Below are 24,897 nucleotides of genomic sequence, written 5' to 3' on the forward strand. Positions count from 1 at the left end.
GGCTATATGGCCCCCGTTTTTATTGGGCCGCTTCCTCTTTAGTGGCTTTTTTCTCAATCTTAAAAGGGTCTATCCCTTTTAGTTGCAGCCGACGGAAACGGATAATATTAAATCCGTTTAACAGCAAGAAACTGCCTTCGATCAATGACCCACCAATCGAACCCAACCACACATTATGGATAACCCAACAGACAGTGGATATCCACATCACACAGCGGGTCGTCAGCCCACGGGTACGAAACATCGCCCAAGTGCTGATCACGGTACCAAAAATCGGCAATATCTCTATCGCGTGCTGCATGCGCCAGAGGCCAAACGCCAGTGTCAGGATGATAAACACTATCATCGCCGTGATGCTGCGGGTTTTGGATGCGACCAGATTACGCGCAGCATTAAGCATGGCGCTACTGCCGGCGGCACTGGCCCCCATCAGGAAGAAATGGCAGCCAATAATGGCACTGTAGGCGGAGAGTTGAAGTTTGAAACGCCGCTCATCGCGGTTGAAAAACATGGTGATACCGACAAAAAAGGCCAGTACGCCAACGGCTTGAGCAAACCAATAGAAGGTCATGGTGGGAGAGTCCTGGTGTGCGGTTAGCCGCACTGTGTCTTACAAATTAATCAATATCCCCTCAGTACTTGAAGCCGCAGGCGGGTTAACTGCAACTCCAGGTACTTTGGGTGTCGTGCCTTATTCATAAAAAACAAAACACGGTTTCATATTAATTAAAAGACATGACTTTTACAAGGTTACGCCACTTTTAAAGATCGCCAGTTCGCGGAAATCGTTCACTTCATTGCGGGCGGGTTTGCCGTTGGCAATATCAACGATCAGATCAACAAACTCAGTCAGTAAGCTGTCCATTGAGGTGCCATGAATCAGTTTACCCGCATCAAAATCGATCCAATGGGGTTTCTTGGCGGCCAATTCACTATTGGTTGCCAATTTGACTGTCGGGACAAAACCGCCGTAAGGTGTGCCACGACCGGTACTGAACAGCACCATATGGCAGCCTGCCCCCGCTAATGCACTGGTTGCCACGGCGTCATTGCCCGGTGCACTGAGCAAATTCAGGCCAGGGCGCTGTAAGCGCTCACCATACTTCAGCACATCCACCACTTTGCTCTGCCCCGCTTTCTGGGTGCAGCCAAGGGATTTCTCTTCCAGCGTTGTGATACCGCCCGCTTTATTGCCCGGTGACGGGTTTTCATAAATCGGTTGGTTGTGCGCAATAAAGTACTGTTTGAAGTCGTTGACCATGCTGACGGTCTTTTCAAATGTCGCTTCATCACGGCAGCGGCTCATCAGAATACGTTCCGCACCGAACATTTCCGGCACTTCAGTCAGCACCGATGTGCCGCCGTTAGCGATCACATAGTCGGAGAAGCGCCCCAGTAGTGGGTTAGCCGTAATGCCGGACAAACCATCAGAACCGCCACACTCCAGCCCAAACTTCAGTTCGCTCAGTTTACCCGGAACCCGTTTGTCATCGCGCATGGCTTGATACAAAGCGCGCAGATGTTCGAGGCCCGCTTCGACCTCATCATCTTGCTGCTGGCACACCATAAAATGCACGCGCTCTTCATCAACCTTGCCCAGTGTGGTTTGGAAAACGTCGACTTGGTTGTTTTCACACCCTAAACCAATCACCAGCACCGCACCGGCATTCGGGTGACGCACCATGTTTTGCAGCATGGTGCGGGTGTTTTCGTGATCCTGGCCCAGCTGTGAACAGCCGAATGGGTGACTGAACAGATAGACGCCATCAATATCTTCAGCGTCTTGCGTCTCTTTTAAGAAACGTTGCTGAATCTGGCGCGCGATCCCATTCACACAACCCACGGTTGGGATGATCCACAGCTCGTTGCGGATCCCCACGTTGCCATTGGCACGGCGATAGATCTGCACTTCACGATCCGCCATTTGCGGCGGCAACTCACTGAACTCTGGCTGATATTGATACTCATCCAGATCGCTCAGATTGGTTTTAGCATTTTGCGAATGAATATGTTCGCCCGGCGGGATCAGGGTTAATGCATGGCCGATAGGCAAACCATACTTAACGATCATCTGCCCAGGTTCGATGGCAGTTAAGGCAAATTTATGCCCGCGCACCACCGGCTGAGCTAACTTAACGCGAAGCTCACCGCTTTCAATCACTTCATCAGCGGCCAAGTCTTGCAGTGCGACGGCGACATTATCCAACGGGTGAATTTTTATAATACTTTGCATAGTTAAACCTTTAGCTGTAAGTCGCTACCGCAGCTCTCATACCGCGATCAATGATGGATTGCAGTTGTTCTGTCACCTGATCGGCCAGTTGCGGCACCGCCGTCAAATCCTGGCCCCAATGGGTCGCATCGGACAACACGCTGTTAACCAATTCAGCCAGCGTAATGTCGCTGTGTTTTACGCCACTCCACAGGGTGGAAAAACGCTCCAGCCAGTGAGCATCATCCTGCAATGGGTAAGTTTGCCCCTCACGTTCGCCACGATAAAAGGCGATCAGTGCGGCCAGAGCAAAAGTCAGGCGTGGCGGTAATTTGCCTTGCTGCTGCTGATAAGTCAGCAACTGTGGCAAAATACGGGTGCGGAATTTTGTCATGCCATTCAAGGCGATAGATAGCAGTTGATGCTGAATGAACGGGTTGCGGAAACGGCTCAATACCGCCTGCGAGAATGACAACAACTCGTCTTCCGGTAAGTCCAGCACCGGCACAATCTCTTCGGTAATGGTTTTTTCGACAAAGCTGCTGATCTGCGCGTCGTCCATAGTCTGACCGACCGTGTCCAGCCCAGACAGATAAGCCACCGGAACCAGCGCGGTGTGTGCGCCGTTCAGGATAGCCACTTTGCGCTCTTTGTAGGGCTTGATGTCATCCACGATGCGCACGTTCAGATCTAATTGATCCAGACGCAGCTCTTGCGCCAACTCTTTTGGCCCTTGAATAACAAACAGATAGAAATACTCAGCGGTGTCGAGGAAGCTGTCCTGATAACCCAGTTCGGTTTGCAGCGCCGCCACTTCATCACGCGGATAGCCAGTAACGATGCGGTCCACTAATGTTGAGCAGAAGCTGTTGTTTTCAGTCAACCACTGGGTGAATTTGGCAGGCAGTTGCCAGTGGCTGGCGTAGCGCAATACTAATTCGCGCAGAGCTTCGCCATTGTAATCAATCAGTTCACAAGGCAGCAGCACCCAGCCTTTATCAGCGGCACCAGCAAAATGCTCGAAACGTTCGAACAGCAGACGGGTCAATTTAGCGGGGAAAGAGCTTGGCGGCGCATCGCTGAATTGATCCGCTTCGTTCCAGGCAATCCCAGCTTCTGTGGTGTTAGAGAACATAAAGCGGATATTGGCATCGCGAGCCAGCGCCAGATATTCATCGAATTGGCGGTAGATATTGATTTCGCGGTTAACAGAGCGGATCAGGCGAGATTCACGCACCGCTTCACCCTGCTCGTTCAACCCACGGATCACCGCAGTATACAGGCCATCCTGAGTACTGAGTGACGGCGGAAAATCGGTGTCGATCGGGCGGATTACCACGATCCCAGCATTAAGGTCGGTATGCTCATTCAGTAAATCAATTTGCCAGTCGACGAAAGCGCGTAGGAAGTTACCTTCGCCAAATTGAATAATTTTGTCTGGGTGGCTACGGCCGGGAAAGTCACGACGGTTCAGGGTTTGCATCAGGATTCACCTCATAACGCATGCAGGCGTGGACCCATCATCGCTGACAGTCCGTGCTTTGCAGGCAAGCCTTTCGTTACCGATAAGGTCTTTGTCGCAGCGCAGCCGGGCGTTAAATAAACAATAAGTTAAAGTTATGCGGGGCTAGCATGCAGCCCCGTGATTTGTTATTTGCTATTTATCACTCAAACAGATCGGGCGCTTACAGCTCGATGGCGAAGTACTGTTTCGCGTTATCGAAACAGATGTTTTTCACCATGGAACCCAGCAGCTCAATATCCGCAGGCGCTTCACCCTCTTCAACCCACCGGCCGATCATCTGGCACAGGATGCGGCGGAAGTATTCATGGCGGGTATAAGACAAGAAGCTGCGGCTATCCGTCAGCATGCCAACAAAGCGGCTTAGCAAACCAAGCTGCGCCAGCTGGGTCATTTGGCGTTGCATGCCATCTTTCTGGTCGTTGAACCACCAGCCGGAACCAAATTGCATTTTTCCTGCCGCGCCTTCGCCCTGGAAGTTACCGACCATGGTGCCGATCACTTCGTTGTCGCGTGGATTCAAGCAGTAAAGAATGGTTTTTGGCAGCGCATTACGCAGGCCCTGTGCATCCAATAAGCGGGACAGCGGCTGCGCCAGCGGTTGGTCATTGATGGAGTCAAAACCGATATCCGGCCCCACCAGATTAAACATGCGACTGTTATTGTTACGCAGCGCGCCGATATGGTACTGCTGCACCCATTCGCGGCGATGATATTCGCCAGACAGGAATAGCAATACGGCAGTCTTAAACTGTGCGATCTCTTCCGTACTCGGCTGATTGCCGGCCAGACGACGGGCCAAAATTGCATCCAGTGTGGCTTCGTCAGCTTCACCGTAAACCACCACGTCCAGTGCATGGTCAGAAACTTTACAGCCGTGGGCGGCAAAGTGATCCATACGTTTGTTCAGTGCGGTACAGAGATCAGCAAAGCGGCTGATAGAGGTATCGGCAGCGGCTTCCAAACGCTGCATGTAGTCGTTAAAACCTGCGGCTTCAATGTTGAAAGCTTTGTCCGGACGCCAGCTTGGCAGCACTTTAATGTTAAAGCTGCCATCAGCGGCGATGGCTTTGTGGTGGCGCAGATCATCAATAGGGTCATCAGTGGTGCCGACCATTTTGACCTTCATCTGCTGCATGATGCCACGGGCAGAGAAGTTGTCCTGAGCCAGTAATTCGTTACCACGCTGCCAGATCTCTTCTGAGGTTGCCGGTGACAATAATTTTCCTGTAATACCAAATGGACGACGTAATTCCAGATGTGTCCAGTGATACAGCGGATTACCGATAGTATGAGGAACCGTTGCCGCCCAAGCTTCGAACTTCTCGCGGTCACTGGCATCACCGGTACACAGACGTTCTGCAACACCGTTGGTCCGCATCGCACGCCATTTGTAGTGGTCACCTTTTAACCAGATGTCATACAGATTCTTAAAGCGGTAGTTTTCTGCAATCTGTTCTGGGGGTAAATGGCAGTGATAATCATAAATCGGCTGATCTTTTGCATAGTCATGATAGAGACGACGGGCGAATTCGGTGTCGAGCAAAAAGTCTTCGGTCAAAAACTGCGACATATTAGGTTCCTCACTTGAGTACATCTTCGAGTACTGCTTCCTGTTATCGCGAAGTTATCACACCAATTTCATCTATCGTCCAGCACTTTTTCATCGATAGAGATCGCAAAAAGCTAACAAAAAGAACAAATACTCAACATTTATAGTCTATTTAGTCCCTTGCGGCACTAAGTCTGTCGGGTTCTATTATTCCCTAATTGAAAAGTGGTTTTTGTGATATCACTCAACTTTTAAATCTGTATGACAAGTTATTGTTGCGTCGTCCTCAGTCATCTCATCCGCATTGCTCAATCAAACGCGCTGATTTGACCTAAATGGGAATAGACAAGCAAGAATGAGAGCAGTTACAGCACAGCGGCTCTTAATAGGAAGGGATACCCAAAGTAGTTGAAGCTGCCAATAACATTCGAGCCTCAACTCAAAAAGAAGGCATGACCCAAAGTAATGGGGTTGCAGATCGGCAGCTAACACCACTGCAACGCTAATTAAGAAAGGTCAGGTACCTCCGCATGCACAGCAATGTCGGGTTGGACCAAATTGCGCCATGAAATGCGGCTACAGACTGCAGTTCATAGCAGTAATCTTAGACTGGGAGAACGTTATAAATGATGCGTAAAATTAAAGGATTACGCTGGTACATGATCGCTTTGGTCACCGTCGGCACGATATTGGGTTACCTAACACGTAATGCTATTGCTGTTGCCGCACCGACGTTGCAAGAGCAGTTACATATCACAACACAGCAATATTCTTACATTATCGCCGCTTATTCTGCCGCTTACACCATTATGCAACCGGTAGCCGGTTATGTTCTGGATGTCATGGGCACCAAAGTGGGCTATGCCATGTTTGCCATTATGTGGGCCATCTTCTGTATGAGCACCGCGTTGGCCAGCAGCTGGGGTGGTTTAGCTATCGCCCGTGGTGCGGTAGGTATGGCAGAGGCTGCTATGATCCCTGCGGGCCTGAAGGCCAGTAGTGAATGGTTCCCAGCAAAAGAGCGTTCCATTGCGGTGGGTTACTTTAACGTCGGCTCCTCAATCGGCGGCATGATTGCTCCCCCATTAGTGGTGTGGGCGATTGTGATGCACAGCTGGCAGATGGCATTTATCATCACCGGTGTGCTCAGCCTGATTTGGGCCATTGCCTGGTTGATTCTCTACAAACACCCGAAAGATCAGAAAAAACTGACTGATGAAGAGCGCGAATACATCCTCAGTGGTCAGGAAGCACAGCACTCCACCGCTAACGCTAAAAAGATGTCTGCATTGCAGATTATCCGTAACCGTCAGTTTTGGGGTATTGCGATCCCACGTTTCTTGGCAGAACCTGCCTGGGGGACGTTCAACGCATGGATCCCACTGTTCATGTTCAAAGCTTATGGCTTTAACCTGAAAGAGATCGCCATGTTTGCCTGGATGCCAATGCTGTTTGCCGATTTGGGCTGCATTTTGGGTGGCTACCTGCCGCCACTGTTCCAGAAGCATTTCAAAGTTAACCTGATTGTTTCCCGTAAGTTAGTGGTCACAATGGGTGGCCTGTTGATGATTGCACCGGGGACTATCGGCCTGTTCACTAGCCCTTATGCCGCGATCGCACTGCTGTGTGTTGGGGGCTTTGCTCACCAATCACTGTCTGGCGCACTGATTACGCTGTCGTCTGACGTCTTTGGTCGAAATGAAGTGGCAACGGCTAACGGCTTGACCGGTATGGCGGCTTGGACAGCCAGTACCATGTTTGCTCTGGTAGTCGGTGCATTAGCCGATACCATGGGCTTCAGCCCACTGTTTGCTGCCTTGGCCGTGTTTGACGTGTTAGCGGTAGTGGTTATCTGGACCGTACTGCAAAACCGTCCAGCAGTCGAACCCGCTATCGACTCCATTCAGCAATCTCCAGCCGGACAGAATTAATCTGATTAACCATGATTAACTCTTCGCCTTGACGAAAGCCCGGCTATTATTGGCCGGGCTTTTTATTGCCTCTCAGCCCCGATATACCGCACTTTTTCCATCACAACTGTGATAGCAATAACTAGAACCCAATAGGGATAAGTGGTATAACAAGTCCAATTATATCTCCTTCGGGATATCAAGCCTTCCTGACAAAATGAGCCGCAAAATTTACGGCCTCAGCTGATCCAAGAGCCTTAATCATGGAATTCACAGAAACCAGACGGTTGTACCAGCAGTTAGCCGCAGAGTTAAAGCAGCGAATCGAAGCGGGTGTTTATCCGGTAGGTGATAAATTGCCCGCAGAACGCTACATTTCCGAAGAAATGAATGTCAGCCGAACCGTGGTTCGTGAAGCGATTATCATGCTGGAAGTGGAGGGTTACGTTGAAGTGCGCAAAGGCTCCGGCATCCATGTGATGTCGAATAAGCAAAAGCACTTGGTGATGCCCAATCAGGGTATTGAGTTTGCCACCGCGGGTCCTTTTGAGCTGTTACAGGCGCGCCAGCTGATCGAGAGTAACATTGCGGAATTCGCCGCCACGCAGGTGACACGGCAAGATATCGTGCAATTGATCGAGATCCAGAAACATGCGCGGCAGGAAGATCGTTTCCGTGACTCGCAGTGGGATCTCAAATTCCATGTGCAGGTGGCGCTGGCGACCCAAAATACCGCCATGGCAACCATTGTCGAAAAAATGTGGAGTCAGCGGGTGCATAACCCTTATTGGCTCAAACTGCATGAACATATCGACGATAAATCGATCGAGAGCTGGTGCGAAGATCACGACAGGATCCTTGAAGCTTTGATGCGTAAAGATCCCTACGCCAGCAAACTGGCCATGTGGCAACATCTGGAGAACACCAAACAGATGCTGTTCCGCGCCACAACCGATGATTTCGAATTTAATGTGGATCGCTATTTGTTCACAGAAAACCCCGTAGTTCACCTCGACATCCCCAAAGAAATTGGGGTTGCAGGTAGGCAGCAAGCGAACGAATCCCGATGAGCTTACACCAGTAAGTGATTCGGGTAAGTGAACGCAGCTAACGCCTCTGCAACGCCAAGGGCGAAGGGGATCCCCAAAGAAGTTGGGGCTGCAGGTAGGTAGCAAGCGAACGAATCCCGATGAGCTTACACCAGTAAGTGATTCGGGTAAGTGAACGCAGCTAACGCCTCTGCAACGCCAAGGGCGAAGGGGATCCCCAAAGAAGTTGGGGCTGCAGGTAGGCAGCAAGCGAACGAATCCCGATGAGCTTACACCAGTAAGTGATTCGGGTAAGCTGTCTTCAGGGGTTTGAAACCTAGTATCGGATTGATTATCCGCTTCAGCATTAACAATTAGGTATCAATAAAAGACAATGTTATACCGCAATGTGTCGTAACATTGTCTGTAGCACTTCATCATTTAATAGACCGTAGTTATCCGAATAAATCTTTTTTTTAATATTTCAATTAGGCCATTTCTTTAAGCCGATATTTATATTCAGGCGGGAATAGCCTCAATTATCGATACATAGCTTCCAGTATCGATAATACGGTTAAGTTTCAAATCTGCGCTGGCGAGCAGTGTTTTAAGTTCTTCCTCAGTTCGTGCTTGTCCCCCATCAAAACTACCTAATAATAGAAGGTCGATCTCTTTTCCACCTTGCCAGGTATCATTTCTGGATATGACAGGTTCTAAGATAAGCACTTTTGAATTGGGCTGCATTGCATTACGACAGCTACGTAATATCTTACTTGCTTGCTCTTCGGGCCAATCCATCGTGATGTATTTTAATAAATAAAAATCCGCCGTTGGGCAGCTTTCAAAGAAATTACCTGACTGAGTTTCCCAACGAGAATCATCTCCTAATTCGCCCAGACGATTCCTTGCTAAAACAGCCGGACGGTCGAATAAAATGCCATGGAGAGTGGGATTATGTTGTAAGACTTTTAGCAATAATCCGCCAAAACCACCGGCAATATCAATCACGGTGGCATGTTCTGGGAAGTTATAACTGCGCACCAAAAAGTTGTTTTCTACTGAGGACATAGAGTACATTCCGGTATGGAAATCGCTTTCAGATTCGGGAATATTTTCTTGTGACCAGTATTCATAAAAAGACATGCCGAATGCTTGTTTAAAAGCTGATTCACCCCGTAGATTTTCGACGAGATTACCGAGTGGGAGCCAGAATGTCTTATCTGTCAGCATTAATACTGCCGCGCGCAGTGAGTTACGATTATCTGAGCAGAGGAACTGCGCCGCAGGGGTAAGGGAGAATCGGCCATCTTCTAATTCTTCAAAGATATTTCGAGAGGCCAACATACGTAATACACGATTTAACAGACGCCAATCAGCCCCCACCGCCAACCCAAGCTCCTCCGCTGTTTTGGCGCCTTTTACCAAATGATCTGCAACGCCTAAAATTGCTGCGGCACGTAATGAGGCTTGAAAAGTAAAGCCCATAGCCTGCTCCAATAAATATAATGCCGCAGTATCATCTTCACACTTAAGTAAATTATTGTTGCCCATGGTAATAATACCTTCATATAATTGATGTGATTATACATAGTTGCAATAAATATAATTACAACCACAGCCATGTTAATGAAAATATATCCATAAGAAATGTAGTTCACTAAATTGAATTATTGCAAACAGTCTATTGCTCTAATTAAGAATTTTATTAAGTAATTTATGGGCAATGTAATGAAAAACCTGAGCTTTAATTGACAATTATATTTACGCATCTAATCATCACATATAATAAAAGCTAATGATTTTGACGTTATCGGTGATTTGTGGGTTTTGTTATGATTGCTCGGTGATGAATTTCAGACATCAGACAACCAAACCTAACATCGGATTGATTATCCGCTTCAGCTTACCGTGATCACAATCAATCACGTTGTTGAGGTATGTCACCTGACGGTGATCCACAAAATGCTGACCATGGAAAGGGTTCATACGCTGCTCCTTCTGCAAAAAAGGCAGTTCAGTTTGTCACCACTGGCTATTTGCAACAGCGCCAGAGAAACTCACACTCTTGTTTCTCTTCTCCCCATGAATATGCCTACTTTGGGTCAGAAAATGTCGAGTTCTGTCAGCAAACGTCATGGTTAGGCTTATTTTTAAACCATTGGTTAATAAACACCCAACTGGCATCTATATTTCCCTGTTTCATATCCCGCTATTTTGCTAAAGTGGCAGCACTTTTTGATTCGGGTGCTTTGGGAGCGAAACGCAAATATATGCGCTGGTTGTTTGCTCTATTTATTGCGGTGTCGGGCTGGACCGGTTCGGTCTCCGGTGGCATGCTCTCGCACACGAATTCCAGCCCCTCAGGCATGGCGTTATCCGCGCTGAGTGCTGCGTATTCTGACACCCTTCTTGTTAGCGCTACGCCATCATCCGTTTGCGCACTTTCGTCCTCCCTGAGCCTGAAAAATAGCGCCATTCACCCACAATTGCGTCTGATGGGTGTGCCAGCCAAGAAAACTGCCATAAAAAATCGGCTGGGTGCAGCCAAATTTACCGGTTCAGCCAATCCTTCACTGGTCAATAACAGCTGGGTTGGTACCAATCTGGTCATGCTACATGGCAGCCGCGCGGATGAAATCTATAAACAACCACGGCAATCACTGCCACTGGTGAACTATTCCAACTGGATATTCCATGCATCGACACAGCGAAATCGTGTGGGTGGCTGGAAAGAGAGTAATATTCAATATAGCGGGATGCTTACCTACCACCATGACGATGTGATGACTTTTCTGTTGTCATAGCCTCAGAGTTGTCACAGCGAGAAGTACATTTATCTCTTGATATCAGCGAATTGGTTTGTTTTGAATACCTTTATCAAAACCCTCGCTTAGACACGAAAACTTTCGAATACCTTCGCGGATCGTGTTTATAAACTAACGGATATACCCAAAGTAATTGCAGTTGCAGGTAAGCAGCAAACGAACACCCCGCAGCTTTAAGTACGAAGGATATATAACAATGACGTTTTAGGAATACCAGATGGATATCATTAAAGAACTCTTACATGCTTTATGGGCACAGGACTATGAGACGTTGGCTAACCCGTCTCTGGTATGGGCCATCTATATCCTGCTGTTTGTGATACTTTTTCTGGAAAATGGTTTACTTCCGGCAGCGTTTTTACCGGGCGATAGTCTGCTGATTCTGGTTGGCGTACTGATTTCAAAAGGTGCCATGAGTTTCCCAGTGACACTCGTGGTATTGACCACTGCGGCCAGCCTTGGCTGCTGGGTCAGCTATATTCAGGGCCGATGGCTGGGGAATACCAAAGTGGTACAGGGGTGGCTGTCCCATCTGCCTGCCCATTATCATCAGCGCGCTCATAATCTGTTCCACCGTCATGGATTATCCGCCCTGTTGGTTGGCCGTTTCCTGGCATTTGTACGCACCTTGTTGCCAACAATTGCGGGTCTTTCTGGCCTGAGTAATGCCCGTTTTCAATTCTTTAACTGGATGAGTGGGTTGCTGTGGGTATTGATTCTGACCACTATGGGCTTTGCTTTCGGTAAAACCCCGGTATTCCTTAAGTACGAAGATGAAGTGATGTTCTTCCTGATGTTGCTGCCACTGGCACTCTTGGTGATTGGCTTATTTGGTTCTTTGTATGTGCTTTGGCGCAAGAAGAACGCCGCACCAGTTGACGAGAGCAATGACAAAGGTAAGTCAGAGTGATCAAGTTCAGGGGCCGTTTTAGCCGCCCAGTTTGGCATTATCTTATTCTGCCAGTGACTGCCTTGTTGCTGGCAGCACTGCTGTTTACGCCCATTATTTTGCGCACCGAGAGTGCGTTAAAAATTCGGCCTAATCAGCAGGGGTTATCGGTGCCTGATGGATTTTATCTGTACCAACATCTCGATCAGCGGGGGATTCGCATCAAGAGTATTATCCCAGAGAAGGATAGTCTGGTGGTGAACCTGGAGTCCCCTGATCAGCAGAAAGAAGCCATTGAGGTTTTGCAGGATATCTTGCCCAGTGGTTATGTCATTGTCTCCAGTGAGTCAAAGAAACGTCATCGACTATTGCCTGCATTCAGAAATCACATGCAAAATGTAGGGTAATTAACGCGGCGGGGGCAATCTCCCCGTCGTGACATCTTCTTTATTCCCCCTTTATTCTGCTGATATCTGATTAATCTATAAAAAATTCTGTAGTAAACTTGGGTATCACATCATTCAGCGCTATGCTTAGTCATTCACGGCAACCTGTTTCGTCCCTGACTCTTGCTGTAAAAGGAAGCAATACTATGTTGTTACGTACGACGTTATTACGTCATTCTCTCCTGTTGGTTTTACCTATTATCATGTTTTCCAGCACTGCTCAGGCAGTGGCTGATAATGAATGCGATGTAAAAGCCAAAGAAATCCAACAGCAGATAGATTATGCCAAACAGCATGGCAATACTCGCCGCGCCGCAGGGCTGGAAACCGCATTAAAAGAAGTTAAAAACAATTGCACTGCGGAAAGTCTGAAGGCTGAGCGGCAGAAAAAAATTCGACAAAAGCAGCACAAAGTCACTGAGCGTCAGCAAGAGTTAAAAGAGGCTCAGCAGAAAGGTGATGCGGGTAAAATTTCCAAGCAGCAAAAGAAATTAACAGAAGCACAAGCTGAGTTAAAGCAAGCTCAGGAACAGAAGTAGCCACTTCGTTTTTCAAGATAAAGCAGCGGACTATCCGGGATTATTTTAGGATTATTAACCTGTTAACCCGCGGAGAAATTCGTTACGCTTGGTACTCACCTCAGTTATGTTAAGGAGCTATTACATGCCACAAGATAAAACCTCTGAACATTTACGCGCTGAACTTAAGTCATTGGCAGATACCTTAGAAGAAGTACTGCAATCTTCGACCGATAAGCCAAAAGCTGAGTTAGACAAACTGCGGGCCAAAGCAGAGAGCGCGTTGAAGGATACACGCGAGCGTCTGAGCGAAACTGGCGATAAAATCGCAGCCCAAACCAAAGAAATTGCTGACAAAGCTGACACTTATGTCCACGACAACCCTTGGGCTGGCGTCGGTATCGGTGCCGCCGTTGGCGTGGTGTTAGGCGTTCTGTTGTCTCGCCGTTAATTATGGCAGAGCAACCTCAAACTCAGGGCCCCGGTAAAGGGGTCCTAGATACTGTTCATCGTATTGCCACCATTGTGGTCGGCATGGTTGAAACCCGTGTACGGCTGGCTGCGATTGAGCTGGAAGAAGAGAAGGCAACACTGATTCAGTTGCTGATGATGGCGGGGATCACCCTGCTGTTTACCGCTTTCGGTTTGATGAGTCTGCTGGTATTAGTCATTTGGGCCATCGACCCTGCCTATCGTTTAATGGCGCTGGGAACCACCACTGCGGTGCTGTTAGCACTGGCGATCATCGGTTTTATCTGGACACTCACCAAGGCGCGCCGCTCCACGCTACTGGGTTCTACCCGTAAGCAGTTGGAAACGGATCGCGAACTATTGGAGAAAGAGCGTTGAGCCGCCGTCAATTAGCACAGGAGAAGGCCGCATTGTTACGTGAGATCCAGCAGCAACGCTTGGATCTCGCCAACAGTGCTGCCCATTGGATCGCAGTCACCGCCCCCTACGATCGTGGCTGGGCAAAAATCGTCGGTATGAGAAAATATTTGATGGTTGGCTCCAGTTTATTGGCACTCTACGGTGTCCGCCACCCCAGCAAATTAATCCGTTGGTCCCGCAGAGCCGTCAGTGCATGGGGTACTATCCAACTGTTTCGCCGTACTTTTTTGATACGCTGAATCGTTACCACACATCTCTGTGGGACGCTTTCGGCGTTTCGCCTCTACCACTTCAGTTTTTTTGATAAAAACCAACAGATTTACTTGCTAACAACTTCTCAACTTCTCCACTAACATTCTTACATCAACTCAGGGAACTTGCGGGATAACACCAGCAGGTCACCACACACAAAACATCTTTTGTTAACCATTAACGCCCGCAGACGCCAGGCATTAATACAAACCACTTTTTGGAGAAGTCGTCGATGAACAAATTACAAGATACTGGCCTGTTGGTAGCACGCATTCTGATGCCAATTCTGTTTATTGTGGCCGGTTACGGCAAAATGGGCGATGCTTATGCTGGCACCCAACAATATATGCAAGCCATGGGTGTCCCTGGTTTCTTCCTGCCACTGACAATTTTGCTGGAATTTGGCGGCGGTCTGGCCATTCTGTTTGGTTTCCTGACCCGTACCACTGCGCTGTTCACTGCCGGTTTCACTATTCTGACCGCATTGATCTTCCACACTAACTTTGCGGAAGGCGTTAACCAACTGATGTTTATGAAAAACCTGACTATCGCTGGCGGTTTCATCGTCCTGGCTGTCGCAGGCCCTGGTAGCTTCAGTCTCGACCGCCTGCTGGGTAAAAAGTGGTAAATCCAGCAGTGACAATGAACAGACTATTTTAATCAACGACGCCCTTTCATCCGATAGGGCGTGTTTTTATGGAGGAACACAGAATGGGGCAACTTGTTGACGGTAAATGGAAAGACATCTGGTATGACACCAAATCTACCGGCGGCCATTTCAAACGCAGTACCTCACAGTTTCGCAATTGGGTCACCGTGGATGGGCAGGCTGGCCCACAGGGTAAAGCCGGTTTTAACGCCGAGGCCGACCGCTACCATCTGTATGTTTCTCTTGCCTGCCCGTGGGCCCATCGAACTTTGCTGATGCGCACGCTAAAAGGTCTGGAATCTCTGATTTCCATTTCTGTTGTACATCCGCTGATGCTGGAAAATGGCTGGACTTTCGCTGACGATTTCCCCGCCGCCACTGGCGATAACCTTTATCAACTCGATTATCTGTATCAGCTTTACCTGCGCGCTGACCCGACTTATAGCGGGCGCGTGACGGTCCCAGTGTTATGGGATAAACAGCAGCAGACAGTCGTTAGCAATGAATCAGCCGACATCATTCGTATGTTCAATAGTGCTTTTGATGGTGTGGGAGCCAAAGTTGGCGATTATTACCCTGCGGCATTACGCAGTGATATTGATGATATCAATGGCTGGGTCTACGATCAGGTCAATAATGGGGTGTATAAGGCAGGATTTGCGACCACTCAGTCAGCCTACGACGAAGCAGTCAATACCTTATTCGATGCTTTGGATCGACTGGAACAAATTTTGGCAAAACAGCGCTATCTGACTGGCAACCAACTCACCGAAGCCGATTTGCGCTTATGGACCACACTGGTCCGCTTCGATCCGGTCTATGTCACACACTTCAAATGTGATAAACACCGCATCAGCGATTACCCGAATCTCTATGGTTTCCTGCGGGATATTTATCAGATGCCCGGTATTGCCGCCACAGTGGATTTCGCCCATATCCGCAATCACTACTACCGCAGCCACGGTACCATCAATCCGTATGGCATCATCTCCATCGGCCCGCAGCAAGATCTCCTGGAGCCCCATGATAGAGAGAGCCGCTTTGCCTAAATGATAGGCAAAGGATATGGCCCCCAATGACGGCGCGCAGTAGCCGTCTTAGCCCCGGCCCAGTAACTTAGGGATCTCCCGCAAACACCACGACTTAGCCTCCCCCATACTATCCCGCCGCCACGCCATAATAATATCTGCCTCACGGCTATACTCCGGCCCGACAACCCGTAAACGTCCAGCTTCAATATCTTTTTCGACCATCTCATATGGCATGGTTGCCACCCCCAAACCGGCTAATAACGCCCGCCGTTTGTCCTCAATGGTACTGACGGTCAATCGTTGCTGTTTATCCAGCAATTGCACGGTCAACACCGGCCGTTCACGGGCAGTATCGGCGACAGCAACACCACGGTATTTCACCCGCGTCAGCTCCGATAGCGGTTCCGGCTCCAGATGGATTGGGTGGTCTGGACTGGCAACATAGACACTGGTCACCTTGTACAATTTGCGGCTATTGATCTCCGAGGAGGCGCGAAAATGCATATCGGGCGCTATCACGATATCCGCCCGCCCCTGCTCTAAGCGCTCCCATGCACCTGCTAATACTTCAGTAAAAATAGAGACTTGCGTATTGGCTTTGAGCGCCAACTTGTCCACCAGTGGGAACAGTTTCCACGCAGGGGAGAGCGCCTCGCTGACGATAGTAATGTGGGTTTCCCAACCGCGCGCCAATGCCTCGGCATCGGTGGTCAGCTTATCTGCGGCCTCCAACAGTACCCGCCCGCGATCCAGCAACATGCGGCCAACATTGGTAAACTTGGTGCGATGCCCAGAGCGGTCAAACAGCACCACATCCAGCTCCTCTTCAAGCTTTTGCATGGTGTAGCTCAGCGCAGAAGGCACCCGCCCCAACTCATCGGCCGCCGCTGCAAAACTGCCACGACGATCAATGGCGTCCATCACTCTCAATGCTTCTAACGTTAGAGCCCGATCTTTGGCCATCATTTTCTCAATCAGGAAATTTGAACATAGCGACCAGATTAACTGGCTAACAATCCGGCGTCCAGACGCATACCATGTCTTTATCGATTAATAACTTCAATATATACCCAAAGTAATTGGTGTTACAGCCAGGTAGCCAACACACCTGCAACTTGAAAGATGACGGCAGCTATATACCCTATAGATTTCAAGGTGCAGGAAGGCGGCAAAACGAGATAATCCCGATGAGCTTACTCAAGTAAGTGATTCGGGTTATCGAGTGTAGCCAACACACCTGCAACTTGAAAGATGACGGGTAGAGGAGCAATCATGATCACATGCAGAACAGCAAAACAGTGCGGGCAAGCTGACTTTGGTTGGCTTCAGGCTCGTTACACTTTCTCATTCGGCCACTATTTTGATCCCAAATTACTGGGCTACGCTTCATTACGTGTCTTGAATCAGGAAGTGCTGGCACCCGGTGCTTCATTCCAACCGCGTACTTACCCGCGAGTGGATATCCTGAACCTGATTTTGCAAGGTGAAGCGGAGTATCGGGATAGTTTGGGTAACCATATTCGCGGCAAGACCGGTGATGTCCTGCTGTTCTCTACACAGCCCGGTGTCAGTTATAGCGAACACAATCTGAGTACAGATCAGCCCTTAACCCGCATTCAGCTCTGGCTCAATGCCTGCCCAGAGCAGGAGAGCCATTCCGCTCAGCGCCTGTCACTATGCACTCAGCCATTACGACTGCTGGCTTCTCCTGACGGCGAGCAAGGCAGCCTGAAGCTACGCCAACAAGTGTGGATTCATCATCTGGACTTAGCCGCCGGTGGGCAATATACGATTAGCCTGCACGGCCCGAGAGCATATCTGCAATCCATTCACGGGACCGTTGCCGTGGAAGGCCCGCAAGTCAGCGAAGCTCAGCGCCTAACTTGCGGCGACGGGGCTTTTGTGCAAGAAGAGCAGCATTTAGTGATTAAAGCAGAAACGCCATTACGGGCGCTGCTGATTGATTTGCCTGCTTGATAGTATTCGGGGAGATAAGAAGCGTTTATTTTATCTCCCTGGCTCAATCGCTTAATTCCCTGAACATATTCGTTCCCCGCTTACATAATGACTCATATCAAAAGCGACCATAATCTTAGCTGCCAGTCACTCTTAACAATGATTTGTCGTCCTACAGCAAAGATATAAATGATTCTGATTTACGCAGAATAATCACTCCATAATGAAAATAAAATAACCTTATGAAAATTAAAATAAAAAATACGATTATTAATTAATTAATCTTGTGTAAATGAATCTTTTATTAAGAAAATCCACCTTTTATGTCTACTTAAGATAGTCGATCTGAGGAAGTTTCCTACAAAGAAACAGATTGGCCTTATTCTTATTCCTCCCCCTTCCCCGTATTATCTCACCTTATATAGATTAGCTATTTCCCTCGTGAGTCCTTTAATTTCTTGATTGTTTGTTGTCGCAGGTAATATCTCTAAACGTCACTACGTCGGTATGGGTGTCGGTGCGCCCATGAATAGAACAATGACTGTTTCCTGCATCGTGACCCTATCGTTCAGCCATAAAGCGGACCTTTAATCAATTCAGCGAGAATGCTATGAAAGAGTTGCCTAAAATTAACCAACTTAAAAACCTTAGGGCAATTATACAGTATGGCAGTATCCGGGCCGCCTCTCACTCGTTACACCAAACACAGCCTGCAATGACGAGAAGCATTCAAGAACTAGAGAGGATTTTGGGGGTGTCTCTGTTAGTCAGAGGGGGACATGGCGCAGTATTAACCGACATGGGTAGAGTATTTGAGCCGAGAATGAATATTGTTCTCAACGAATTGGAACGGGCCATTGATGAATTACAGCAAGTAGAACATTCATCTAAGGGGTCTGTTACATTCGGATGCTCATTTTTCCCCGCCTGTGGCATTGTCCCTGAAGTGATAAAAAAATTTCAAGAACAATACACCAGCCTCCGTATTACCGTGATTGAAGGCCAATTGTCTGCGCTACTGGATTCTTTGCGCCACGGACAATTAGATTTCTTTATTGGTGTGAGCACACCCGATATCTCATTGCACGAATTCTATGAAGAACATTTGGGTATCGCCGAATTTTCAGCTATCGCCCGTAAAGATCATCCGCTAATTCACAGCACCTCATTACGCGAGTTACGTGGGGCTAAATGGTATTTACCCACCGCCAGTACGGGATATTACACCGACATGGAAAAACAGATATTTCCCTATGGGAGAGAAGATACCAGCTCTGTTATCTTCGGCAATTCAACTACGGTCGCTGAGCAGCTTATTTTAAATGAAGACTATCTGTTTATCGCCCCCAAAGCCATGTTAAAAATTCCCCATCTACAACAGGTGGTTTCCATTATTCCTATTCGAGAGAAACTACCTGATGGTAACTACAGTTTGATCTACCCGCAGCAACAAACACTCACACCAATGGCAAAACTTCTCAGTGATGATATCCGCCGTGCTTATTTAGCATTAATGAGTCATCAGACCCTTTGAACACAGCGTTAAAATACGCGCTGAATTCAAGTGATTTCTGGCGAGCTTGATTTTATCATCTATTATCAAGCTTAACACATCATCTAACCAACTGATTTTTAAAAAATAAATACTAACTATGCATTTTCGGCATCACGTTAAAATAAAACTTCCTTTCCAGAAAGAGTCATTTTTTCTATAGTACCCCTGCAGCAAGAAATGCACTTAACTCATCTGATAAATTATATTAATGGATTATCTGTTTTACTGCTCAATGTATTATATCCGTTATATTAATAATATTCGTATATATAGTATTATTGCTCACAAGGGTAATCATATAAATTAACAAGGGTTGTTATATTTGATTTCAATATGGACTATTAATCCTTGGGGATTTTATGAATAATGTTATTATCTTCAGCCATTATGATCTCATTCGATTTTTCTTAAAAAACGTTGTTGATAAAGTCACCGCAATGCGACCTCAAAAAGAAAAATCAGATATTACGCTATGTCACTCTTTACCCGAAGTTGAAAGTGCCATACAGTTCATGGACCAACCCATCGTCATTTTTGATACTGATGATGTCTCAAGGTTTGACCTGTTTCGCCTTTTGAAACTGATTAATAAAAAGGCGAAGAAAAATCGTATTTTTATCTTTACTAAAGAACCCGAAGAATCCCGGTGTTTTGCCGCAATAAGATATATATCTTCATTTGTGTTCAGCAAAACAGCCACGCAAGCACAACTAGAGAGTGTTTTGTATCCGATAATGTACCATTGTGACGAAAATTTGAGAGTGAGAGCTCACACTGAAACAACGGATAGATTAAAATTTGCTGCTTTGACGCCACGAGAAAACCAGATTTGCCAATATCTGTTATCAGGACTCACTAATGCTGATATTGCCCGATTATTGGATATTAGCCCTAAGACTACCAGCGCACATAGAGTCAATATCTATAATAAGTATCAGGTAAATGATCTCATTGGTTTATATTCAAGATTAAAGAGATAGAGTATCGATAAACAATAATTACTTATTAGAAATATTTAATTAACATAAATTCAAAAAACGATACTGCATTATTTATCTTTAATAAAATAGAGTGGAATTGATATAATAATATTAATTTCTCAAGCTAAGCCGTCATGGATTTATGGCGGTTTAGCATTTTTCTACCGCCCAAGAGTTAAATAAAATATGTGCTATGTTTACATAGAAGGGCCCTGCAGTTGATTTTTTCAATGACATAAATGGCTCTAATAAAAAACAGCAGGTGCAAAATGAGAGAGCTGCCTAAGATTCATCAACTCAAAAACCTCAAGGCAATTATCCAGTATGGCAGCATCCGGGCTGCCTCCGAGGCCCTGCACCAAACCCAGCCAGCGATGACGCGAAGCATTCAGGAGCTGGAAAGAATAGTCGGTGTACCGCTGTTAGTTAGAGGGGTGAGAGGCGCGCTCTTAACCGAGATGGGGCGGATATTTGAGCCGAGGATGAATATGGTTCTTAACGAGCTAGAACGAGCGATTGATGAATTGCGGCAAATTGAACGTTCATCTCAGGGGTCAGTGACCTTTGGTTGCTCCCACTTACCCGCATTTGGCATTGTTCCTACGGTAATAAAGAAATTTCAGGAACGTTACCCAACCGCGAGATTTACCGTGATTGAGGGGCAGCTTTCGGAATTAATTTCATCTTTACGCCTCGGCCGCATGGATTTCTTTATTGGCGTTGTCTCTCCCGATATTTCTCTGCACGAATTCAATGATGAACATTTAGCCATTGCTGAATTCGGTGTGATTGCCCGTAAAGGGCACCCGTTAATTAATAGCACGTCATTACGCGATCTACGGGCGGCGAAATGGTATTTACCGACGGCCAGCGCTGGGTATTTCAGTGATATGGAAAAATTAATCTTCCCTTATGGCAGAGAGCCGACCTGCTCTGTAATTCTTGGCGACTCAACGGCGATTGCTGAACAGTTGGTCTTAAACGAGGACTATTTATTTGTCGGGCCAAAAAATATGCTAGCAGTGCCTCACGTGCAAAAAATGGTGTCCATTATTCCTATCAAAGAAAAGCTGCCTGATGGGCACTATAGCTTAATTTATCGACAGCAACAGACCTTGACGCCACTGGCGAAGCACTTAATCGATGATATTCGTTTTGCCTATTTGGGATTTATGGGTCAACAAATACTCTCGCAGCAGCTCTAATGTGGATCACTTCAGGTTAGCCTCACACTTCTCGCAAAAAAACCAACCTGAGTGGTTGGTTTTTTTTATCTATTCACCTCATCATCCGATGGGTGTCTCTTAGGCTTTTAGCGACGCCATATCAATCACGAAGCGGTATTTCACATCGCTTTTCAGCATACGTTCGTAGGCGTCATTGATATCCTGAATATTGATCATCTCGATATCGGAGGCGATGCCATGTTTGGCGCAGAAATCCAGCATTTCCTGAGTCTCCGCAATACCGCCAATGCATGAACCGGCCACCGAACGCCGCGCCAGAATCAATGGCATCGTGTTCAACATTGGGCTGAGATCTCCCAAGTACCCCACAAACACCAGCGTACCGTCGACATTCAGCGTTGGCATGTAAGGGTTGATATCATGCACATAAGGCACGGTATCAATAATCAGATCGAATTGCCCTTTAGTTGCTGCCATCTGTGCATCATCAGTAGACAACACAATGTGATGGGCTCCTAAACGACGGGCATCAGCCTCTTTACTTGCTGAACGGGTAAAGAGTGTCACTTCAGCGCCCAGCGCATTAGCCAACTTCAATGCCATATGGCCCAAGCCGCCCAACCCGACAACCGCCACTTTACTGCCCTTACCCACTTTCCAATGACGCAATGGCGACCAGGTGGTGATACCCGCGCACAGCAAAGGTGCGGCGGCTTTCAGATCCAGGCCTTCGGACATTTTTAGTACAAAATCTTGTGAGGCAACAATAGATTGTGAGTAGCCGCCGTAGGTTGGCGTATGGTCATGGCGGTCAACGCCATTGTAAGTTTGCACATTGCCAACTTCACAATACTGCTCCAGACCCTGCTGACAAGGTTGGCACACGCGACAGGAGTCCACCATGCAGCCAATACCGGCAAAATCACCCACTTTGAATTTGGTGACATCTTTGCCGACCGCCGTCACTCGCCCAACCACTTCATGACCGGGCACCAGTGGATAGGTGCTGAACCCCCAGTCGTTGCGCGCCTGATGCAGGTCAGAGTGGCAAACACCACAATAAAGCACCTCCATCACAACATCATCGGGGCGAGGATCACGGCGAGTAATCTCTAACGGCGCTAAAGGAACTTGTGCTGACTTGGCAGCATAACCGAGTACTTTCATTGTCATGTGGTATCTCCGGTATTATGAGTATGCTAACTTTAAACGCGATAAGCAGCCAAGGTTACTTCTGGTACTGCTCATCACTGACTTTTTCCATCCACTCAACAGGGCTGCCATTAAGAGATTCAGCGATAGCAATGTGAGTCATCGCGGTATCCGGTGTCGCCCCATGCCAGTGCTTAACACCTTCAGGTATCCAGACGATATCACCTTGATTCATCTCCTTAATCTCACTGCCCCACTCCTGAATCCAACCGCGCCCTTGAGTGATAATCAGGGTCTGACCCAGTGGATGTGTGTGCCATGCGGTGCGAGCCTTAGGCTCAAATGTGACTGTAGCGCCACCAACGCGGGCAGGTGGTGTCGCCTGAAAAGGCGCATCAATGCGAACCTGACCGCTGAAGTAATTTTCTGGGCCTGACCGAGAGGGCTGGGAACCACTTGGGGTAATTTTCACTTTTTCCTCCACTGCGGCGAAAGCCGCCGGACTTAACATGGACAACATAACTGTAGACGCTGCGAGTATTTTCATCGTTATTACTTCGTTAAAGTTAGGTACTGCGTTGAGCGAAAACGGCTTTAACTTCTCTCGGTCATTACGGGGAATCCACTCGATGAATATCGGTGACAGAAGGTAGCAAATACCTGAGTGGAGGATTAGAGGGATAAAGCTGCATGGTTCTATGAGTTTAACTCATAAGTTACGTTATACTCGTTAATACCCGTGGCTAAGCAAGCAGAAACCATGATGTTAAAAGAGAATTTCAACGATTTAATTTCATTCCTTATGGTTGCCAGAGAACGTAGTTTTACCAAAGCGGCAGCAAAACTGGGGGTTTCACAATCCGCCTTAAGTCACTCCATTCGCGGGCTGGAGGAGCGTCTTGAACTTCGTTTATTAACCCGGACTACCCGCAGTGTCGCGCCGACAGAAGCGGGAGAACGATTAGCAAATAGCCTTGGGCCACGTTTTGCCGAAATTGAGAGCGAGCTGGATGCGCTGAGCGAAATGCGCGCGCGGCCAGCCGGAAATATTCGCGTCACCGCCGGTGAACATGCGGTCGACTCGGTTCTCTGGCCAGTACTGAAAACATTCCTCGCTGACTATCCGGATATTAATGTAGAAATCACGGTTGATAACACCTTGACCGATATTGTCGCCGAGCGCTTTGATGCCGGTATTCGTCTGGGGGAGCAAGTCGCGAAAGACATGATTGCGGTACGGATTGGGCCAGAGATGAGCATGGCGGTGGTCGGTTCCCCTGCTTATTTGGCTAAATATGGCGTGCCTGCCACCCCCGCAGAGTTACAAAACCATCGTTGCATCAATATGCGTCTGCCAACCATGGGTGGCCTTTATGCTTGGGAGTTCGAACAGGGGGGACGGGAACTAAAAGTGCGCGTTGATGGTCAGCTAACCTTCAATAGTTTGCGCCAACGTATTGATGCCGCTGTTATGGGTTTTGGTCTGGCCTACGTACCAGAAGACGCCGTAAAAGAGGAGATTTCCAGCGGCGGCTTGATTCACGTGCTGGAAACTTGGTGCGACCCTTTCCCTGGTTACTATTTGTACTACCCCAGCCGCAGGCAGCATACCACCGCCTTTTCACTCTTGGTTGAAGCCCTGCGTTATCAGCGTTAATCGAGCAAAAGATGGCCTAAAAATGCGGGTGGCGTCCTCTTTTGGCCTCTTTTTCTTTATTGTGATTTTCTTTTGCATCGCTATAATTTAGCCGGCTAAATAAATTAATGTGAGCGATATGGAATATAAAGCAAGAGCATTGCCCACCCGCGAGACACTGGCCCGCGTGCAGAATCGAGAAAATATCGACACGGATGTTTCGGGTGTGGATTTGGTCTTAAATCTGATCACCACAGCCGATTTAATTCGCTCAAGTATTTACGATCAACTTTATGATAAATATGATATTTCAGAAGGAAAATTCATTCTCTTAATGTCACTTTATGGCGAAGGCGAAACCGCCGCCAGCGAGCTGGCATTGCGAATTGGTGTCGCACCTGCAACCGTCTCCGTCATGGTCAAGCGTATGCTCTCCGCCCCCGACCCCTTAATTACCATGACCCGAACTCATGCCGATGGGCGTTCCCGCTTAATTGCGTTAAGCGCCGCTGGCCGCCGCGTCATTAAAGAGGCGCTGCCGGGTCACATCAACGCCATTCGCTCTTTTGCCGAAGTGCTTGATGATCAAGAGCGTGAATCCTTGATTTTAATGCTGCGCAAACTGCTGCGAAAAAACAGCTAAAAATATCTAGAAATACCTAAAACCACCTAAAAACACTGGGTTTAACCGGTTAAATCCTTTTTT

Annotated in this window: 25 protein-coding genes and 1 pseudogene; 17 read left to right on the forward strand and 9 right to left on the reverse strand. The window is 47.7% G+C overall.

Translation table 11 applies throughout. The features are described from left to right. Positions 1-19 precede the first annotated feature (19 nt). The 4 genes from ACZ76_RS06375 to uxaC form a co-directional block, all read right to left on the reverse strand. Positions 20-571, reverse strand: coding sequence for a YgjV family protein (locus ACZ76_RS06375; RefSeq protein ID WP_048617832.1), 552 nt, complete (start codon positions 569-571; stop codon positions 20-22). A 171-nt stretch (positions 572-742) separates the two neighbouring features. After that, positions 743-2,233 (reverse strand): UxaA family hydrolase, encoded by a 1,491-nt coding sequence (locus ACZ76_RS06380; RefSeq protein ID WP_048617834.1) that lies wholly within the window; start codon positions 2,231-2,233, stop codon positions 743-745. A gap of 10 nt (positions 2,234-2,243) precedes the next feature. Further along, a complete protein-coding gene (locus ACZ76_RS06385) occupies positions 2,244-3,695 on the reverse strand; it encodes a tagaturonate reductase (RefSeq protein WP_048617836.1) in 1,452 nt (483 codons plus the stop codon). A gap of 202 nt (positions 3,696-3,897) precedes the next feature. Beyond that, positions 3,898-5,307: a glucuronate isomerase gene (uxaC, locus tag ACZ76_RS06390; protein ID WP_048617838.1), complete on the reverse strand. Its 1,410-nt coding sequence runs from the start codon at positions 5,305-5,307 to the stop codon at positions 3,898-3,900. Between the two features lie 605 nt (positions 5,308-5,912). On the opposite strand from uxaC, the gene ACZ76_RS06395 reads away from it, so the two are divergent. Further along, on the forward strand, positions 5,913-7,217 hold the full coding sequence (locus tag ACZ76_RS06395) for an MFS transporter (protein WP_072081034.1): 1,305 nt from the start codon (positions 5,913-5,915) through the stop codon (positions 7,215-7,217). A gap of 242 nt (positions 7,218-7,459) precedes the next feature. Beyond that, positions 7,460-8,266 carry a transcriptional regulator ExuR gene (gene exuR, locus ACZ76_RS06400; protein WP_048617840.1) on the forward strand — a complete coding sequence of 269 codons (807 nt, stop codon included), beginning with the start codon at positions 7,460-7,462 and terminating at the stop codon, positions 8,264-8,266. 477 nt (positions 8,267-8,743) lie between these two features. Here the strand turns inward: exuR and ACZ76_RS06405 are convergent, their stop codons facing one another. Both ACZ76_RS06405 and ACZ76_RS19530 read right to left on the reverse strand, forming a co-directional pair. Continuing rightward, a complete protein-coding gene (locus ACZ76_RS06405; RefSeq protein ID WP_048617842.1) occupies positions 8,744-9,775 on the reverse strand; it encodes a methyltransferase in 1,032 nt (343 codons plus the stop codon). A gap of 321 nt (positions 9,776-10,096) precedes the next feature. After that, positions 10,097-10,183 (reverse strand): annotated as a pseudogene (locus tag ACZ76_RS19530) (IS6 family transposase); the annotation flags it as partial. A gap of 311 nt (positions 10,184-10,494) precedes the next feature. On the opposite strand from ACZ76_RS19530, the gene ACZ76_RS06410 reads away from it, so the two are divergent. From ACZ76_RS06410 to ACZ76_RS06450, 9 genes are all read left to right on the forward strand, one after another. Beyond that, positions 10,495-11,028: a hypothetical protein gene (locus tag ACZ76_RS06410; protein ID WP_048617844.1), complete on the forward strand. Its 534-nt coding sequence runs from the start codon at positions 10,495-10,497 to the stop codon at positions 11,026-11,028. Between the two features lie 238 nt (positions 11,029-11,266). Further along, complete coding sequence (locus ACZ76_RS06415) at positions 11,267-11,959, forward strand: DedA family protein (protein WP_048617846.1); 693 nt, start codon at positions 11,267-11,269, stop codon at positions 11,957-11,959. Then, positions 11,956-12,345 carry an EnvZ/OmpR regulon moderator MzrA gene (gene mzrA / locus ACZ76_RS06420; protein WP_048617848.1) on the forward strand — a complete coding sequence of 130 codons (390 nt, stop codon included), beginning with the start codon at positions 11,956-11,958 and terminating at the stop codon, positions 12,343-12,345. The genes ACZ76_RS06415 and mzrA overlap by 4 nt, the downstream gene beginning before the upstream one ends. A gap of 185 nt (positions 12,346-12,530) precedes the next feature. Further along, positions 12,531-12,923: a DUF1090 domain-containing protein gene (locus ACZ76_RS06425; RefSeq protein ID WP_048617850.1), complete on the forward strand. Its 393-nt coding sequence runs from the start codon at positions 12,531-12,533 to the stop codon at positions 12,921-12,923. Between the two features lie 124 nt (positions 12,924-13,047). Then, positions 13,048-13,353 carry an ElaB/YgaM/YqjD family protein gene (locus ACZ76_RS06430; RefSeq protein WP_005277233.1) on the forward strand — a complete coding sequence of 102 codons (306 nt, stop codon included), beginning with the start codon at positions 13,048-13,050 and terminating at the stop codon, positions 13,351-13,353. A 2-nt stretch (positions 13,354-13,355) separates the two neighbouring features. Next, a complete protein-coding gene (locus tag ACZ76_RS06435; RefSeq protein WP_048617852.1) occupies positions 13,356-13,751 on the forward strand; it encodes a phage holin family protein in 396 nt (131 codons plus the stop codon). Then, positions 13,748-14,032 carry a YqjK-like family protein gene (locus ACZ76_RS06440; RefSeq protein ID WP_048617854.1) on the forward strand — a complete coding sequence of 95 codons (285 nt, stop codon included), beginning with the start codon at positions 13,748-13,750 and terminating at the stop codon, positions 14,030-14,032. The genes ACZ76_RS06435 and ACZ76_RS06440 overlap by 4 nt, the downstream gene beginning before the upstream one ends. 245 nt (positions 14,033-14,277) lie before the next feature. Continuing rightward, positions 14,278-14,673: a DoxX family protein gene (locus tag ACZ76_RS06445; RefSeq protein WP_048617856.1), complete on the forward strand. Its 396-nt coding sequence runs from the start codon at positions 14,278-14,280 to the stop codon at positions 14,671-14,673. An 83-nt stretch (positions 14,674-14,756) separates the two neighbouring features. Then, positions 14,757-15,743: a glutathione S-transferase family protein gene (locus ACZ76_RS06450; RefSeq protein WP_048617857.1), complete on the forward strand. Its 987-nt coding sequence runs from the start codon at positions 14,757-14,759 to the stop codon at positions 15,741-15,743. Between the two features lie 48 nt (positions 15,744-15,791). Here the strand turns inward: ACZ76_RS06450 and ACZ76_RS06455 are convergent, their stop codons facing one another. Further along, the gene (locus ACZ76_RS06455; RefSeq protein ID WP_004877882.1) at positions 15,792-16,688 is read right to left on the reverse strand and encodes a LysR family transcriptional regulator; all 897 of its coding nucleotides are present in this window, start codon (positions 16,686-16,688) and stop codon (positions 15,792-15,794) included. A gap of 309 nt (positions 16,689-16,997) precedes the next feature. On the opposite strand from ACZ76_RS06455, the gene ACZ76_RS06460 reads away from it, so the two are divergent. From ACZ76_RS06460 to ACZ76_RS06475, 4 genes are all read left to right on the forward strand, one after another. Further along, positions 16,998-17,702, forward strand: a complete 705-nt coding sequence (locus ACZ76_RS06460; protein ID WP_048617860.1) for a pirin family protein — start codon at positions 16,998-17,000, stop codon at positions 17,700-17,702. A 589-nt stretch (positions 17,703-18,291) separates the two neighbouring features. Beyond that, positions 18,292-19,215, forward strand: coding sequence for a LysR substrate-binding domain-containing protein (locus tag ACZ76_RS06465; protein WP_048617862.1), 924 nt, complete (start codon positions 18,292-18,294; stop codon positions 19,213-19,215). Between the two features lie 380 nt (positions 19,216-19,595). After that, positions 19,596-20,216: a helix-turn-helix transcriptional regulator gene (locus ACZ76_RS06470; RefSeq protein ID WP_048617864.1), complete on the forward strand. Its 621-nt coding sequence runs from the start codon at positions 19,596-19,598 to the stop codon at positions 20,214-20,216. Between the two features lie 269 nt (positions 20,217-20,485). After that, positions 20,486-21,421, forward strand: a complete 936-nt coding sequence (locus ACZ76_RS06475) for a LysR substrate-binding domain-containing protein (RefSeq protein WP_048617866.1) — start codon at positions 20,486-20,488, stop codon at positions 21,419-21,421. 99 nt (positions 21,422-21,520) lie between these two features. On the opposite strand, the gene ACZ76_RS06480 is transcribed toward ACZ76_RS06475, so the two are convergent. After that, positions 21,521-22,576 (reverse strand): NAD(P)-dependent alcohol dehydrogenase, encoded by a 1,056-nt coding sequence (locus tag ACZ76_RS06480; protein WP_048617868.1) that lies wholly within the window; start codon positions 22,574-22,576, stop codon positions 21,521-21,523. 55 nt (positions 22,577-22,631) lie between these two features. Continuing rightward, positions 22,632-23,102, reverse strand: coding sequence for a (R)-mandelonitrile lyase (locus ACZ76_RS06485; protein ID WP_071840481.1), 471 nt, complete (start codon positions 23,100-23,102; stop codon positions 22,632-22,634). 216 nt (positions 23,103-23,318) lie between these two features. On the opposite strand from ACZ76_RS06485, the gene ACZ76_RS06490 reads away from it, so the two are divergent. Next, complete coding sequence (locus ACZ76_RS06490; protein WP_048620217.1) at positions 23,319-24,212, forward strand: LysR family transcriptional regulator; 894 nt, start codon at positions 23,319-23,321, stop codon at positions 24,210-24,212. Between the two features lie 118 nt (positions 24,213-24,330). Next, positions 24,331-24,834: a MarR family winged helix-turn-helix transcriptional regulator gene (locus tag ACZ76_RS06495; RefSeq protein WP_048617870.1), complete on the forward strand. Its 504-nt coding sequence runs from the start codon at positions 24,331-24,333 to the stop codon at positions 24,832-24,834. Positions 24,835-24,897 lie beyond the last annotated feature (63 nt).

The sequence above is a fragment of the Yersinia aleksiciae genome (assembly GCF_001047675.1).
Classification (GTDB): Bacteria; Pseudomonadota; Gammaproteobacteria; order Enterobacterales; family Enterobacteriaceae; genus Yersinia; species Yersinia aleksiciae.